The sequence below is a fragment of the Streptosporangium sp. NPDC051023 genome (genome assembly GCF_040689595.1).
In the GTDB taxonomy this organism is placed as follows: Bacteria; Actinomycetota; Actinomycetes; order Streptosporangiales; family Streptosporangiaceae; genus Streptosporangium.
In genome coordinates this window covers 12,681-28,011 of sequence record NZ_JBFBCE010000077.1, presented here as the reverse complement: position 1 = coordinate 28,011, position 15,331 = coordinate 12,681, and the positions used below count along the sequence as shown (strand labels likewise).

Below are 15,331 nucleotides of genomic sequence, written 5' to 3'. Positions count from 1 at the left end.
GTGTACAAGCCCGTCCGTCTGGCTTTCGCGGCGTCGGCCGCCGCGGTCGTCGCGCTCGTCGTCGCGATGGTCGCGGGCGGGGCCGCGTTTCCGAGAGTCATCGCCGGTCTTCCTCCCGCCGACCTGGTCACCCGCTGGGGCCTGCCGCTGTCCAAGCTGATCATGGACGCCTCCGGCGTGCTCACCGTGGGACTGCTGGTCGCCGCGGTCGGCTTCTTCCCCAGTGACAAGGGCATGCTCGGCGAGAGCGCGCTCGGCTACGTCAAGGTCGCCTCATGGACCGCGCTGACCTGGGCGGGCGGCGCCGCCGCGCTGATGGTCTTCACCATGGCCGACTGGCTGCTCGTCCCCGTGCAGCAGGTGCTCATCAGCGACGGGTTGACCAGCTTCGCCTCGCAAACCTCCCAGGGGGTCGGGCTTACCCTCGTGGTCCTGCTCGCCCTGGCCATAGCGCTGTTCTCCCGTGGCGCGATCACGGCAGGAGCGACGTTCGGCCTGCTCGTGCTGGCGCTGGCCGTACTGCTCCCTCCCACGCTGACCGGTCACAGCAGCTCCTCGCCCAACCATGACCTCGCCACCTCCGGCCTGGCGATACACATGATCACATTGGCGTTGTGGGTCGGCGGCCTGATCGTGGTGACCTGGCACGCGCTGCGCCGCAAGCCTCAGATCGAGGTGGCCGCCGACCGCTTCTCCCGGATGGCGCTGTGGTGTTACATCAGCGTGGGCCTCTCGGGAGTCTTCAGCGTGGCGGCCCGTCTGGCCAACCTCTCGGATCTGTGGACCTCGCCGTACGGCGTGCTCGTGGTAGCCAAGATCGTCGCTTTCATCCTGCTCGGCTACGCGGGCTGGTGGCACAGGCAACGCACGCTCTCCGCACTGCGGGCGGGCGTGCCCAAGGCCTTCATCCGGCTGGCGGCGGGCGAGGTGGTGCTCATGGCCGCCACCATGGGCCTGGCGGTGGTGCTGTCGCGCACCCAGACCCCGCCCGCCCTCCCGACCGACCCGGTCTTCGAGCTGCTCGGCTACCCCATGCCGCCGGAGATCTCGCTGGCGAACCTGGTCTCCCTGTGGTGGTTCGACCTGTTCTCCGGCACGCTGATCGCGCTGCTCGGCGGGGTCTACCTCGCCGGGGTCCTGCGGCTGACCAGGCGCGGCGACTCCTGGCCGGTCGGCCGTACCGCCGCGTGGTTCACCGGCCTGCTGATCCTGCTCGTCGCCACCCAGACCGGCGTCGCCCGCTACGCCAAGGTGCTGTTCAGCGCGCACATGGCCGAGCACATGACGCTGTCCATGCTGGTGCCGATCTTCCTGGTGCTCGGCGCCCCCGTCACGCTGGCGCTCCGCGCGCTCAAACCCGCGGTCCGCAGGGGTGACCGCGGGCCGCGCGAGTGGCTGACCACGGTCCTGCACAGTAGGTTCGTCCGGTTCGTCACCCACCCGGCGATCGCCACCGCGATCTTCGTGGTCTCGACCTACGCGCTGTACTTCACCCCGCTGTTCACCTCCGCGATGGAGGAGCACCTCGGCCACATCGCCATGACGGTGCACTTCCTGCTCAGCGGCTGCCTGTTCTTCTGGGTGATCATCGGGGTCGACCCCTCCCCCCACAAGCTGCCCCACGTGGCCCGGCTGATCATCCTGTTCGTCACGATGCCGTTCCACGCGTTCTTCGGCATCGCGCTGATGAGCATGGGGACCGTGCTCGCCTCCGAGTGGTACGACCAGCTCGGCCGTTCCTGGGGGGCCTCCGCGATCGGGGACCAGCAGACCGGCGGCGCCATCGCCTGGGGCTTCGGCGAGATCCCGACGCTGATCGTGCTGCTCGCGCTGGCCTTCCAGTGGTGGCGCGACGACGACCGCAAGGCCCGCAGGGCCGACCGCAGGGCCGATGCCCTCGCGGCCCGCACCGGCGGCAGCGGCGACGTGCGGCTCGACGCGTACAACGACTACCTGGCCAGGCTCAACAAGCGCGACCGCGCCGAATAGCGGCGGCTCGAACGCCCTTCCCGCCGGTTTGCGAGCGGTCGCTCATGTGGCGCACCAGGCCGGTGGAGAAGGGCCCGATACGCCGGTGGTTCATCGCGTTCGTGAGCGAGCCCGGCGCCGTGACGGGCCGCAGGGGGCGTCGGGGTGAGGGATGTACAAGATCATCTGGCCCCGAGGGTCTCCCTGCTGGTGATTGCCTCGATCAGATGAGGGGCCAGGGCCGCGGCCTGTGCGCGGATCTCCGGGATCGCAGTGGTCTCGTAGTGCTGTCCGCGAAGGGGCGGTCCCAGTGTGAAGATCCGGTGGTTCGGCCGCCCCGTAGCGTCCAGGACCCTGCCGCGGGAGTCGGCGTCCAGGCCGAGCCGCAGTGGGTCGGGCCGGGCCAGGCCGGCGGCGAACAGCCGGGAAAGGAAGGGGTCCTGGGCGATGTCGGAGGCGGGGCCGGTGGCGTTCACCAGCCAGCCGACGTGAAGTTCGCCGGGGGCGCCGTCATGATCCACCCGAACGGTCAGCCCGCCGGGTTCCGGGGTGGCGCCCAGCACGTGGCCGCGGAGTACGCGCAGGCGGCCCGCGGCCCGCAGGCCGGAGATGCGTGCGGCCGTCGCGGGAGGAACCCGATGCCGGTGGACCTCCCAGTAACGGGCCGCCAGGTTCAGGAAGCGCCGCTGGTCGTCGGGGGAGAGCCGGGCCCACAGCCCGGGGATGTGCGTGCGCAGGCCGTCGACCACACCGCGCCAGTCGCCGTCGTTGTCCTCGACGGCGACGCGTACGGCACGCAGCAGGCCCGCGAGTCGCAGGGGGCCGTCGGGCACCGGTGTCTGGACCGGGGGCGCGGAGGGGTGGCGATGTCCGCGGGGCAGCAGCCCGTGTCGTGAGACCGCGTACACCACCGTCCGCGGGTCCGCCTGCGTCACGGTGAGCGCCACGTCCACCATGGTCAGGCCGGTGCCCGCCACGAGGACCGCGTCTGCGCCGCCGATTCCGGCCAGGGCGCCCGGCGCCCAGGGGTCGGCGACATAGCGGGCCCGGGCCCGCTGTGCCCAGCGGGGTCTCACCGCCGCGGCGGGGCTGCCGATGGCCAGCACGACGGCATCGGCGTCGATCTCCGTCCCGTCCGACAGGCGCACCCGCGCCGGTTGGCCGGATCCCCGCGGGGTGACGGCGCACACCGTGGCGGTCACCCGGGTCACCCGCCCGCCGGGCAGAGCCCGATGCTCGGCGGCGTCCAAGGCGTGGCGCAGGTAGCGCCCGTAGACGTGCCGGGGCAGGAAATCGGAGCCGTCCACGTGCAGTCCGCTCCGGCGGGCCCATCTCAGCAGATGGCCGGGGTCGTCATGCAGCGCGCTCATCTTGTCGGCGGTCGCGTTGAGGAGATGGTGCGGATCGGTCGTCGCGTACGCCTGTCCCAGCGCGTGGCGCCCGTGCTGGTCGATCAGCACCACCTCGAGCGGCGTCTCGCGCGCCCGGGCTCGATTGAGTAGGTGGATCGTCGCCAGCGCCCCGCTGGCTCCGCCTCCCACGACGGCGATTACTGAGGAGCCTGACACGCCACCATAGTAGTCCACTTTTCCTATTGGTTATATAGGTAATTTGAGTGTGGGTGTCACGGTTCCGGGAGTGGCCGGCAGGATGGGCCCGGCCGCCGGGCCGGACCGCCTGCGTGGTGGAGGTGACTCGTCTGCTCATCGGACAGGAACTTCACGGGTATGAGGAAACCTCCAGCAGTTGATCAACACGACTGCTGGAGGTTCTGGCAGGCAAGTAACACCACGTCCAAACACCGCAAGCCGGACGAAGGGCTACGTGCCAGTCTCGATTCCTATGCTCCTCAGCCCCCGAGACTGCAACTGCGCGCCCGATGCGGACGCCGCCGGCGTGCGTACCCGCTCAGTACTGGCCTACGACCAACGAGTTCCCTGACAACCTTCATGAGGGATGACCTTGTTTCGCCGTTGGGACGCCATGCTCAGCGCGCGGCGAGGCCGCGCTCGAGCGCGTGGCCGGTTCGTCCGCCGTCGGCCCGGTGTGCGAGCCCTTTCGGCGGCCGCCGATCCAGCCGGGCGGCGAGAAGCCGAGTTCGCGACCGGAGGTGATCCCGCCGGGACGCAGGAGCAAGGTCAGCAGCAGCGTAAGGGCGAGGATCAGCTGCTGAATACCAGGGTGCGGGGGGAGCTCGATCGGGCCCACGGCGCCTCCGGCCTCGATCCTTCGCAGCAGCTCGGCCAGCACGGAGATGAAGATGGTCCCGATGACGGCCCCGCTCAGGCTTCGTATTCCGCCGACTATCAGCATGAGCAGCGTGAGCAGCGTGAGCTGGAGGTAGACGTCACCCGGGGTCAGCGCTCCGAGGAAGTGAGCGTACAGGCCACCGCCGACGCCGCACACGAACGCGCTGATGACGAGCGCGATCGAGCGGTCGCGACGGATGCGGATCCCCAACGCGGCGGCGGCGACGGAATCCTCGCGGGAGGCACGCAGCCGGAAGCCGGATCGGCTCAGCTGGTATGCCATGGCGACGGCGATCGCGCCGATGAGCCAGGGAACTGTGGCGCCGATGGTGAGATCGGCCGGGATCCCCACGATCCCCTGCGAGCCGTGCGTGACCGCGTCCCAGTTGTTGATCACCACGTTGACGCTGATGAGCAGCGCCAGGCTCGCGATGCCGGCCGCCATCCCCTCCAAGCGCAGGGTCAACAGTGAGAAGACGACTGCGACCAGGACGGAGAGCAGACCGGAGATGAGCAGTGCCTCGGGTAGGCCGAGCTCGAGCTCCATGAGCCAACCTGGAAGCGCGGGTAGCAGCGCCTGTTTCAGGCTGTGGGGAATGGTCATCAGCGCCGTGGCATACGCCCCCACGGCGACGAAGACGACGTGACCGAAGGACAGCACGCCCGAGTTGCCGACGAAGATGTACGTGCCGACGGTGATGACACCCATCACGAGCATCTGCGTGGCTGTCCGCTGGGTCGTCTCCGCACCGAGCAGGGCCAGGCCGCTGACCGCGAGCACCAGCAGCGTGCAGATGACGGCGGGGGCGCTGCGCGCAAGCACGGAGGTACGCGAGCTCGTCATACGCGCACCGCCCCGGGGCGGCCCGCGATGCCGTGCGGACGGAACACGAGGATTACCACGATCCCGAGATACACCAGAGCATCCCGGTATGGAGCTACCCCATCGGGCAGATACGCCTGAAGCATCACGGAGAGCAGGGCGAGCACGTACGCGCCGAGAGCCGCCGCCCACAGCCGGCCGAGCCCACCGAGCATGATCGCGACGAAGCCGACGAGCACCGGGCTCAAGCCCATGCTCGGCGTCAGCGTGCCCGTGCTCGCCACCAGGAAGATCGCCGCGATCGCGGCGAACGCGCCGCTCACCCCGAACGCGGTGGCGACGACGAGGTTGGCGCGCACCCCGAGCGCGCGGGCCATCCTGAAGTCCTCGGCCGCGGCGCGCATCTGGACGCCGAGCGACGTCCTGCGCAGGAACCACGCGAGCCCCAGCAGCAGCACCGCGGTGACACCGATGATCGTGATGTCGAGCTTGCCGATGGACAATCCAGCCACCTCCACACTCGCGCCGAGGCTCCCGAGCACGTCGGCGCTCTTCGGGTTGGCGCCCTCGAACAGCAGCACACCGCCCTGGATGAACAGGCTGAGGGCGAAGGAGGTCATTAGCAGTGTCTCCCCGCTCGCCCCTCGCACGGAGCGGAAGGCGAGCCGTTCCATTGCAAGCCCGCACCCGATGACGACGGCCACGGCGAGCACCGCCGCCAAGGCGAACGGCAGCGCGGCGAACCACAGCAGCGCGTACCCCCCGATCATGATCAGCTCGCCGTGCGCGAAGTTGATCAGTCCCATGATGCTGAACAGCAGTGCGATGCCGAGGGCGATCAAGGCATAGAGGCTGCCGAGGCTGAGCGCGTTGACGAGGTTCTGAGCCACCGCGCTCACCCCATGCCCAGGTGTTTGGCCCGGTACGAGGGGTTCCGCAGCAGCTCGTCGGGTTCGTCCACGCGCTCGATCACGCCTCCTCGCAGCGAGAACAGATGGTCGGCGAGCTTCACCGCGCGCGCGACGTTCTGCTCGACGAGCAGGATCGTCAGGCCCTCGTCGCGCAACGCGGCGAGGGCGGCGAACAGCTCGTCGAGCACCACCGGAGCGAGCCCGAGCGAAGGTTCGTCGAGGACCAGCAACTCGGGCGCGGCCACCAGCGCCCGGCCGATCGCGAGCTGCTGGCACTCGCCGCCGGACAGCACCGCGGCCCGCTCGGAGAGGCGATCCGCAAGCGCGGGAAAGTGCCGCAGGGCCAGTTGCACCCGTTCGGAGACGTCGGCGCCCGTGGCCAGCGCGCAGCCGGCGAGACGGAGGTTCTCACCGATTGACAGCGTGCGGAACACGCCGCGTGACTCCGGGACGAATGAGATGCCCGCCCGTGCCCTGCGCTCGGGCGTCCAGCCCGTGATGTCCGTGCCGCGCCAGCGGACCGATCCGCTCCGCGTCCGCACCAGGCCTTGGATCGCCAGCATGGTGCTGGACTTGCCGGCTCCGTTCGGACCGACGATCGCGACCACGTCGCCTCGCTCGACGCTGAGCGAAACCCCCTTCACGGCGTCGATCGGCCCGTACGAGACGTGCAGGCCGGAGACCTCGAGCAGCGTCATTTCATTGCCTCCGCCCCCAGATATGCGGACACGACCTCGGGATCCGTCCGGATCTCTTCGGGGCTGCCGACCCGGAGAGTGACGCCGTGGTCGAGGACGTGCACGCGATCGCACAGGCTGAGGATCATGCGCACGTCGTGCTCGATCACGATGATCCCGCAGTCGATCTCCTCGTGAATCTGCCGCACGGTCCGTCCCATCGCGGCGCTCTCCTCATCGTTGAGGCCTGCCGCCGGCTCATCGAGCAGGAGCACTCGTGGCCGAGCGCAGAGGGCCCGGGCCATGCCGACCCGCCTCTCCACTCCGTAGGGCAGGTCGCGGGCCAGGACGTCGGCGCTCTGATTCAGGTCGAACCAGTCCAGCGCCTGACTCGCGCGGTCGCGCGCGGTCGCCCACGTTCCCCCGCAGGCGACCACCGCCGCCTCGCAGTTCTCGAGCACGGTCATGTTCGGGAAGAGCCGGACGTCCTGGAACGTCCGGCTGATGCCCGCCCTCGCCCGACGGGGAGGATCCCAGCCGGTGATCTGGCGGCCGTCAAGCTCGACCTCGCCCGTGGTGGGGCGCTGGAAGCCCGACAGCACGTTGAGCAGCGTCGTCTTCCCGGCCCCGTTCGGTCCGATCAGCCCGAGGATCTCGCCGTGGTCCAGCTCGAGCCCGACGTCGTCCAGCGCGCACAGTCCTGCGAAGCGCACGGTGACGTGGTTCGTGCGGAGCAGCTGACGCATCCGGTTCAGCCTTCCTTGGTCTTGCGTCCGCCGGCGTACATGGCGACCGGGCTGATCCGGCCTCCCTCGACGCTCATGATCGCCGAGGGACGGTCGGTCACGATGTGCTGCTTCGCGCTGTACCCCGTGGGGCCGGCGATCGTCTCGTACGACCCCAGGCCGTCGATCGCCTTCGCCAGCTCAGGGCCGCTGGTGGTTTGCGCCGTCTCGATCGCCTTGGCGATTATCTGGATCGTCGCATAGCCGGTGAGCGCGTAGGAGGTGACGGCAGGCTCGCCGAACTTCGCCTTGTATCGCGCGAAGAAGTCGTTCACGTCCGCGCGCGGATCATCGCCGTACAGCGACCCGAAGGCGTCGTAGTAGAAGTTCTTCAGGTTCGGGACGCCCTTCAGCCAGTAGTCGCCGTCCATGGCGACGTTCGACATCACCGGGATGTCGACGCCCGCGGCTCGGAGCTGACGCAGGGCCGTGACCGCTCCCGGGTTGTAGCTGCACAGCTCGAGCACGTCGGCGCCTGACTCGCGCAGCCGCGCGATCTGACCGGCGAACGACGTCTGCTGCGGTTGGATCGTGTCGCTCCCGATCACCTTGGCCTGCGGCTGGGTGCTGAACTTCGACTCGAACGCGGCGCAGGTCTCCTTCGTATGCGTGATGCTCGGGTCCCGCCAGAGATACGCCTTCCGGTAGCCCTGGTCATAGGCGAACTGGGCGATGTTCGTCGCCCCGGCCGCGCTCTTGGTGCCCATGGAGTACGCGAGCGGTCCCAGCGTGGGCACGTCGAACTGCGAGGAGCCTGCACAGGGCGACACCGCCACGACGTTCTTGCTGGTCGCCGTAATGGCCGCGGGGCTTCCCAGGTCGAAGTCGCACGTGACGAACATGACCTCCGTCCCCTGCGACAGCAGGTCGACGCCCACGGTGATGCCGAGCGCCCGGTCGGACTTCGTATCGCCGTACTTGAGCTCGAGGGGGCGCCCCCGGACGCCGCCGCGGGCGTTGATGTCCGCCACGGCGAGCTCGGCGCCGCGGGACGGCCCGAGGTCGTAGGGCGCGGCGAACCCGGAGCGCGCGACCGCCATCCCGATGATGATCGGCCCCTTCGCCTTCGCGGACGGCGCTCCTGAGTCATCAGCGGGGGTGCCGCAGCCGGTGGCCACGGTTAACCCAAGGATCCCTACGGTCAGAAGGAAGACAGTTCGGCGCATCTCGCTAATCCCTTGCTCTCGATGGCCAGCTTGTCATCGCAAAGTTAAAGCACTGACATCTCAAGGTCTAGGCTCAGATATCTCAACGATGTGAAAAATTAATAGTCAGGGCCTCGCTCCTGGTCTGGGCCGCTGCTGGCGCCGCCCACGCCCTCCGGCTCCTGCTCGACGTACGCGGCTGCGCGATCCGGGGCCGCTGGGCGGCAGTGCGGTGCCGGGGCCCTTCGAGGCCGCTCGCGATGCCTGGCCTCGATGGCATGGTGAGACATCCGCCTTTTTGATCTACTTTGTAAAGGCGGTGGGCGATTTCAAGACAACTCAGAATCAGGGCGGTGATGGGCGCGGGGGAGTAGGCGCGGATCACCTCCGATGGGCACAGGTCCTACTCGAAGCGGGCCTTCGGTGCTGTTCGCGCTGGTGTCGCCGATGCTCTGGAAAGGTGGTGACGAGCTTCTCGCGGGGTGTTCGTGGCCTGGTGGCAGGGTTCACCCTCTTGGGCGAGGTCTCGGCCCGGCCTGCCCGTTGTTTCCCGCTGTCTGTCCGCGGGCGGCGGACCTGTCGACGGTTCGCAGCAGGACGCGCATGGTCCGGTCGAGAATCCTTCGCTCTTCTCCGGTGAGTCCGGACAGCAGCCGGCCGAGGCTGGCCGCGTGCTCGGTGAGCGCGGCGTCCGCGGCCTCGCGGCCTTTGGGAGTGAGGGTGACCTGGAAGCTCCTGCGGTCGTCCGGGGCGGGGTTCCGTTCCACGAGCCCGGCCTTCTCGAGGCGGTCGAGGCGGTTGGTCATGCCCGCTCGCGACATCATGAGGGCCGCGGACAGCTCTGAGGGCGTCAGAGTGTACGGCGGGCCTGAGCGTCTGAGCGAGGCGAGCACGTCGAACTCTCCGCGGCGCATGCCGTGCCGTGCGGATGCCTCTTCGACTGCCGGGCCGATGATGTGGGAGAGGCGTGTGAGCCTGCCGAAGATGCCCATCGCGGAGAGGTCCAGGTCAGGGCGTTCGTGCCGCCACTGGTCGAGGATGGTGTCTATGGCGTCCCCGTGCCTGCCGTCGCCCGCCTCCCGGCTTCTGCCTTGGCTCATGCGGTGCATCCTATTCGGCCCATTATAGTTTAACGTCAAACTGTTTTACGCTTGCTGAACATGCAGGGGATTCACCGAGGCGGGGGTTCTGTTCACGGTCGCCTCGATCCCGTCCAGGAGGACGGTGAGACTGACCTCGAAGGTCTTCCTGGCCTCTCGCTCCAGGTAGGGCAGGGAGTCGTCCTGCGGCGGCTCGGCCGTTATGTTTTCGAGCCAGGTCACCATCGGGAAGCGGTCGGCGAAATCGGGGGCGATCTCCAGCAGCGTGGCCGAACGGGTGAGCCACCACTCGTCGTCGGAGACCCCGGTCGCCGTCGGAGCCTGCCGTGACTCGGCGACCGTCTGCGCCGCGCCGCGCACGAAGTTGAACAGCATCCCGACGACGCGTCGCAGCACCGTGGCCCCCAGCCCGGTCGCGCGCAGGATTCGCACCACTGTCTCCAGGGTGACGTACTCGTTGGGACCCAGTACGGGCCTGGCCTGTGACACCTGCAGCACCCACGGGTGCCGCAGGTAGAACGCCCAGGTGTCGCGGGCCCACGACGTCAGGGCGGTTCGCCAGCCCGCTTCGTGCTCGTAGTCGGATGGCAGTTCGCCGAGGACCCGGTCGTACATGAGGTCGACCAGCTCGCTTTTACTGGGGACGTAGGTGTAGAGGGCCATGCCGGTGCGCCCGAGCCGTTCGCCGACCGCGCGCATGGACAGCGCCGCCATTCCGTCGGTGTCGGCGACGGTGATGGCCGTGTCCACGATCAGGTCGACGCTCAGCCCGGGTTTCGGGCCGGGACGGATCTCTCCTGTCCCCGCGGTACGCCACAGCAAGGCCATCGAACGGCGGGCATCGCCCTGTCCGGCGTAAACGACCACCTGCAACTCCTCCCGGCGTGCACCACACCTGACCGAGCCAATTCCTTACGGCTAAAGCTATCAGCGGGGGACTTCCCGCCGCCGGTCATCCGTGGCGACCTCGCCGATCGTGCGGTGAGCGCCGCTCCGGCCGGTGGTACGGCGACGGCCCGGAGCGCGGAGCGGCGGCGGCGAGTACGTTCGGGCAGGCGGGGGAGTTGTTCATGCGCCCACCTCCCTGTAGAGCCTGGAATAGCGGTTGTAGAGGCCAGTGGGAATCAGGTAGGCGTTTAAGACGACCTGCATCAGGACCAGAAAGACGCCGTACTGCGCGGCGCCGAGTCCGGGGACCACGTCCCCGGGCAGGGTGTAGGCCATGACGATCCGCACGGCGGCGTCGAGCAGCAGCCCGGCGCCGTAGATGACTGTCGCCACTCGCCAGATCTTGCGGAAGGCAGGCAGCCGCTCCCACAGCAGGTCCCACGACTCGCGGTTGGGGCCGATCCGCCCCTCCAGTATGAAGCGGGAGAAAGCGAAGGCCAGCGGCCTGTCGCCGCGGGCGGTGATCAGGAACCAGGCGCCCGCGGCCGCCATGAACCAGCCGTCCTTTGCCAGCAGGAACCTGGCGTCATGGATGAGCAGGGAGACCGCTGCGCTGCCCAGCATCATCACGGTCATGAACAGGTCCAGGCCGTCGGGTCTGCGTCGCCGTACGAGGGAGGAGGCGAGGCTCATGCCGGGCAGGAGCGAGCCGGCGAGCAGCGCGGTGTGCTCGCTGACACCGGTGGCGCGCAGCACGTAGTACAGGGCGATCGGCAGGGCGATGTCCACCGTCACGGTGAGCAGGCTCCTGAGACGGGGGCTCACGGCGTGGCCCTGGTGGCCCGGGCGAAGAGCTGGGCCAGCTCATCGGCGTACTCGGCCAGGTCGGCGTCCGGGTCGGCCTCCAGGAGGAAGGGCAGGCCGTCGAGCGCGCGCTGGACGGTCATCGCCATCACCCTGGTGCTGAACGGGCGGAACTCGCCGGTCTCCTGGCCCCAGGCCAGCAGCCGCTCGATGTGGGCGAGGGCGGACAGGTTGGTCGCGGCGTCCTGCGCCGCGGAGCCGCCTTCCGGCCGGAAGTTCAGAAAGATCTCCACGGCGGCGCGCATCTCGGCGCGGTGATCCCGGATGTACTCCACCAGCGAGCGGATGTAGGCCTCAAGAGCCTCGCCCGGCGTGCTGTGGGCGCTGACCCGGCCGGTCATGAACACCGCGAGCCTGTCGTAGATCGTGGCGAGCGCCTGACCGATCAGCTCGTCCTTGCTGTCGAAGTGGTAGGAGATCAGGCGCGTGCTGCTGAGCCCGGTGCGCTCGGCTATACGGGCGAAGGACGCCTGGTTGTAGCCGAGTTCGGCGATCGTCTCGATGGTGGCCGTCACGATCTGCGCCCGTCTGGCGGAGCTCGTAACCGAATCCCCTCTTCTTACTTGCATAGGTAATTTTTAACTTGAGTGAGTAAGAGATGCAAGAGGTGGGCGGCCGGACTCCTCCGCGGTGGCCGTGTGCCCGAGTGGCCAGGGACCCGCCCGCAAAGCGGTACACACCGGTTCGATTCCGGTCACGGCCTCTTATCGAGAGACGAAACATCCGGTCCAGCCATCACCCGAGGGAGCACAGGACGTCCCCTCTGGCGAACCGCCCTGTCCCACGTGCTGCGAGGCTATTGGCGAGCAGAGCGGTGCCACCCGTCGTCGACTGCCGGACCGGGTGGCCAGGTCAGAAGAACCATTGGATGGGTTCGTGGCCGCGGATGGTGACGTTGCTGAACGTGCCTCCGAGGTAGCCGAGCGGTTGACCATCGCGTTCCCAGATCTCATGGACTTCACCGATGACCACAATGTGGTCACCGGCCACGAAATGCCGTTCGATCGTGCACTGCAGGTGCGCGAAGGCATCCGGGATGATGGGGACCTGGTGCCGGCCGTAGACGATGTCCAGGCCGGCGAAATGATCGGCTCCGCGTTTGGCGAAGCGCAGCGCGAGGTGCTCTTGGCGGACCGAAAGGATGTTGACCGCGAATCGCCCGGTAGCGGTCACGGCGTCGGTGGTGCGCGCGCCGGTGGTGAGGCATACGAGAAGGAGCGGCGGCTCCAAAGAGACAGACGTCAGCGAGTTGACGGTCATGCCATGCGGAACACCACCGGCGCTGGTGGTGATGACTGCGACTCCGGTGGCGAAGCGGCCCATTGCGCGACGCATCGTCATGGAGTCCACGACGGTGGCCGCGGAGGAGGGGGTGGTCATGGAAGGACTCCAATTCAGTGCTGGAGAGTCAGACGCGGTAGCGGACCTCGAAGGTCACCACGCCCTCATCGGTACGCCAGGGACCGTGGGGCATGCCCGGCGGCCGGCAGGCGTACATCCCGGCGTTGAAGGTTTCCCCGAGCGTAAGGTCGATGAAGGAGCCCTCCAGGATGTAAACCTCTTCCCAGAAGTCGTGTTTCTGCACCCCCATGGGACTGGAGTCCGCGCCGGGCGCATATCGCAGGATGCGTGTGGCGACACCGGTCTCCGGGTCCTTGGCGAGGATCCGCTCGGTAATCTTGGGGTCGCCGCCTGGGCAGACGGTGAAGTCGATCTCGGTGACCGGGAAGAACTCGTGCTCGGGTTTGCTCATCAGTGAACTGCTCCTAGGTGATCGGTCAGGCGGACGTCGTTTCGATGCTGTAGCTCGACAGGAACGTCTCGACGTCGGCGAGCGGGCCGTCAAAGGCGTAGTTGCGGTATGCGTAGCCCTTCACCACGAAAGGCGCGCCGGCGTAGAACATCTCGTACTGGTGGTGGCGTCCGGCGAACTCACTGCCCACCGCGTCCCAGACGAGTTTGAATAGCTTCACCCGCACCTCGGCCGGAGCGTTCGGGCTGTGGATGTAACGGTCGATGTCAGCGCGCGACTCCGGGGTGATCATGTCCGCGACGCTGGAGGGCACCTGAAGGACACCGCCACCGACCAAGTCGCGCAGGATGGCGAGCACGCGCGGATAGAACTCGGCCTGCAGGCCCATCGCGCCGTACACCGCTCGGGCGCCAGGGCGCCACAGGCCCTGCTCGTCGGGAGCAGCGGTGTATTCGGCGGCCAACACCGCGGACTCCACGAGCGAGGCCACGCTGGCCAGTTCGCCCAGCTTCTCCACCACGCCGGGGAATTTGTCGACGCCGTTGACCTCAGCGACCTTGCGGGCGAGCCCGGCCAAGAACTGGAGCTTCACGGCAAGCCGGATCTGCGCCTGCCAGTTGCCCAGCACATGTGCGCCGGTCTGAAAGAACTGCCGGTGCAGGCCCGTTACGTCGCGGTAGACGAACACCCGCTCCCAGGGGATGAAGACGTCGTCGAACACCAGGAGGGCGTCGGTCTCGTCGAACCGGGTGGTCAAGGGGTAGTCGTAGGCGCTGGTCGCCGAGGGCGCGTACGGCCGGCGGCAGTACAGCTTGAGGCCTTGCGCTCCGACTGGCACGGCGAAGCTGAGTGCGAAGTCGCGGTCCTCGGCACTGAGTGGTTTGATGCACGATACGAAGATCTCGTCGGCGACCGCTCCGCCGGTGGCGAGCATTTGGGCGCCGCGGACGACGATGCCATCTGCTCGTTCCTCAGCTACGCCAACCTGGATCAGCTCACCGTTCCAGGCGTGGGCCGTGGTGGCCCTGGAGACCTGTGGTGGAATGATCGCGTAGGAGAGATAGAGATCCCTCTCCATGATCCGCTTCTGGTAAGCGAGGACGTTCGCGGCGAAGTCGCGCTCACCGCCGTCGAAGGCCTCGGGGTGGGCGGCGAAGGCGGCGAAGAACGCGCCCACGTGATCGGGGCTGCGCCCCACCCAGCCGTGTGTCTGTCTGGCCCACGTGGTGGCGGCGATCCGGAACGCGGTCAGGTCCTCCCGAGTGCGCGGTGTGGTGAACAAACGGTTGACCACGGTGCCGGTGTTCGGATCGATCCGTGTCATGTTCGCCGCCGGGTCGGCGGCCAGATCGAACAGCGCGCCGATGGTGTTCGCGATCGGGGCGAAAGCCGGGTGGTGGGCGACATCCTCCACGGGAGCGCCGTCCACATAGATACACCGTGAGTCTTTGAGCGAGGCCAGGTAGTCGGATCCAGTACGCATCAGACGCCCCTTTGCTTGGTTTCGTATGTGTGGGTCATGGTTTGTCCCCCGGGAAGGTGGAGGCGCACACGCCAGGAGCGGCCGTGTACGAACGTTCCACCGAGCAGCGGTAAGGTGCCGCAGAACAGCACCACGTCTTGGGTGATGTCACCGAGTACGGCGGTCATCCTCTGCATCAGCTCGTCAGGGGGGCGCAGTGTGGCCACACTGCCTGCCTGATAGGGCTGGTCGTTCACGGTGGAATCGACGGAGAGGCGGTCCCAGTCCACCGTCAACAGATCAGCGCCGATCTCCATTACCGTGTTGCCGAGTGGTTTGGGGCAGGCTGCCTTGGACGCGGCGATGTCGGTGCGTTCCAGGTCTCTGTCCGTGTGATCGGAGCCGACCGCCAGGAAATGGCGGTCGCCGTGGCGGATCACGACCGGCTCCACTTCGCCGGACGTCGACGCCCCAATCACCTCGATCACCGGATCGGTGGTGAGCAGGCGCGGATCGAGGTCATAGAAGGCGGGCACGGTCGGTGGCGGAGCAACACCGATTCTGGCCAGTTCAGCGATGTGCTCGGCCACAGCCATCTGATCCTTGGCCGTGTATCCGGCCACGACCAGCCGGTCCGGGCGGAGCGCCAGTTGCTCTCCGGTGCCGGCGACCTTCACCATCAGGGGCGGCGAGGCTTCCGTCATGG

15 protein-coding genes and 1 tRNA gene are annotated in these 15,331 nt (G+C 68.1%); 2 read left to right on the top strand and 14 right to left on the bottom strand.

Going from position 1 to position 15,331, the window contains the following annotated elements; all coding sequences use genetic code 11:
- Entirely contained in the window at positions 1-1,989 is a 1,989-nt protein-coding gene (locus tag AB0395_RS36460) for a cytochrome c oxidase assembly protein (RefSeq protein WP_366288942.1), read from the top strand.
- 161 nt (positions 1,990-2,150) lie between these two features.
- Here the strand turns inward: AB0395_RS36460 and AB0395_RS36455 are convergent, their stop codons facing one another.
- The 10 genes from AB0395_RS36455 to AB0395_RS36410 form a co-directional block, all read right to left on the bottom strand.
- Entirely contained in the window at positions 2,151-3,536 is a 1,386-nt protein-coding gene (locus tag AB0395_RS36455) for an FAD/NAD(P)-binding protein (protein ID WP_366288940.1), read from the bottom strand.
- Between the two features lie 379 nt (positions 3,537-3,915).
- Complete coding sequence (locus tag AB0395_RS36450; RefSeq protein ID WP_366288937.1) at positions 3,916-5,061, bottom strand: branched-chain amino acid ABC transporter permease; 1,146 nt, start codon at positions 5,059-5,061, stop codon at positions 3,916-3,918.
- A complete protein-coding gene (locus AB0395_RS36445) occupies positions 5,058-5,930 on the bottom strand; it encodes a branched-chain amino acid ABC transporter permease (RefSeq protein WP_366288934.1) in 873 nt (290 codons plus the stop codon). Before AB0395_RS36445 ends, AB0395_RS36450 begins: the two co-directional genes overlap by 4 nt.
- A 5-nt stretch (positions 5,931-5,935) precedes the next feature.
- Complete coding sequence (locus AB0395_RS36440; RefSeq protein WP_366288931.1) at positions 5,936-6,649, bottom strand: ABC transporter ATP-binding protein; 714 nt, start codon at positions 6,647-6,649, stop codon at positions 5,936-5,938.
- On the bottom strand, positions 6,646-7,374 hold the full coding sequence (locus AB0395_RS36435) for an ABC transporter ATP-binding protein (protein ID WP_366288928.1): 729 nt from the start codon (positions 7,372-7,374) through the stop codon (positions 6,646-6,648). The genes AB0395_RS36440 and AB0395_RS36435 overlap by 4 nt, the downstream gene beginning before the upstream one ends.
- A gap of 5 nt (positions 7,375-7,379) precedes the next feature.
- Positions 7,380-8,579: an ABC transporter substrate-binding protein gene (locus tag AB0395_RS36430; RefSeq protein WP_366288926.1), complete on the bottom strand. Its 1,200-nt coding sequence runs from the start codon at positions 8,577-8,579 to the stop codon at positions 7,380-7,382.
- Positions 8,580-9,064: 485 nt separating this feature from the next.
- Positions 9,065-9,658, bottom strand: coding sequence for a MarR family transcriptional regulator (locus AB0395_RS36425; RefSeq protein ID WP_366288924.1), 594 nt, complete (start codon positions 9,656-9,658; stop codon positions 9,065-9,067).
- Between the two features lie 45 nt (positions 9,659-9,703).
- Positions 9,704-10,525 carry a TetR/AcrR family transcriptional regulator gene (locus tag AB0395_RS36420; RefSeq protein WP_366288922.1) on the bottom strand — a complete coding sequence of 274 codons (822 nt, stop codon included), beginning with the start codon at positions 10,523-10,525 and terminating at the stop codon, positions 9,704-9,706.
- A gap of 201 nt (positions 10,526-10,726) precedes the next feature.
- Positions 10,727-11,371, bottom strand: a complete 645-nt coding sequence (locus AB0395_RS36415; RefSeq protein ID WP_366288919.1) for a VC0807 family protein — start codon at positions 11,369-11,371, stop codon at positions 10,727-10,729.
- Positions 11,368-11,925, bottom strand: coding sequence for a TetR/AcrR family transcriptional regulator (locus tag AB0395_RS36410; protein ID WP_366288916.1), 558 nt, complete (start codon positions 11,923-11,925; stop codon positions 11,368-11,370). The genes AB0395_RS36415 and AB0395_RS36410 overlap by 4 nt, the downstream gene beginning before the upstream one ends.
- A 117-nt stretch (positions 11,926-12,042) precedes the next feature.
- Between AB0395_RS36410 and AB0395_RS36405 the strand changes: the two genes are divergently transcribed.
- Positions 12,043-12,113: transfer RNA gene (locus tag AB0395_RS36405), tRNA-Cys, on the top strand.
- 149 nt (positions 12,114-12,262) lie between these two features.
- Here AB0395_RS36405 and AB0395_RS36400 read toward each other — a convergent pair.
- Genes AB0395_RS36400 through AB0395_RS36385 form a run of 4 tightly spaced genes read right to left on the bottom strand, consistent with a single transcriptional unit; the run spans position 12,263 to position 15,329 of the window.
- A complete protein-coding gene (locus AB0395_RS36400; protein ID WP_366288913.1) occupies positions 12,263-12,790 on the bottom strand; it encodes a flavin reductase family protein in 528 nt (175 codons plus the stop codon).
- Between the two features lie 28 nt (positions 12,791-12,818).
- Entirely contained in the window at positions 12,819-13,163 is a 345-nt protein-coding gene (locus AB0395_RS36395) for a cupin domain-containing protein (RefSeq protein ID WP_366288911.1), read from the bottom strand.
- Between the two features lie 25 nt (positions 13,164-13,188).
- Entirely contained in the window at positions 13,189-14,646 is a 1,458-nt protein-coding gene (locus AB0395_RS36390) for a 4-hydroxyphenylacetate 3-hydroxylase N-terminal domain-containing protein (protein WP_366288909.1), read from the bottom strand.
- Positions 14,646-15,329, bottom strand: coding sequence for a DUF2848 family protein (locus AB0395_RS36385; RefSeq protein WP_366288906.1), 684 nt, complete (start codon positions 15,327-15,329; stop codon positions 14,646-14,648). Before AB0395_RS36385 ends, AB0395_RS36390 begins: the two co-directional genes overlap by 1 nt.
- Between the last annotated feature and the right edge of the window lie 2 nt (positions 15,330-15,331).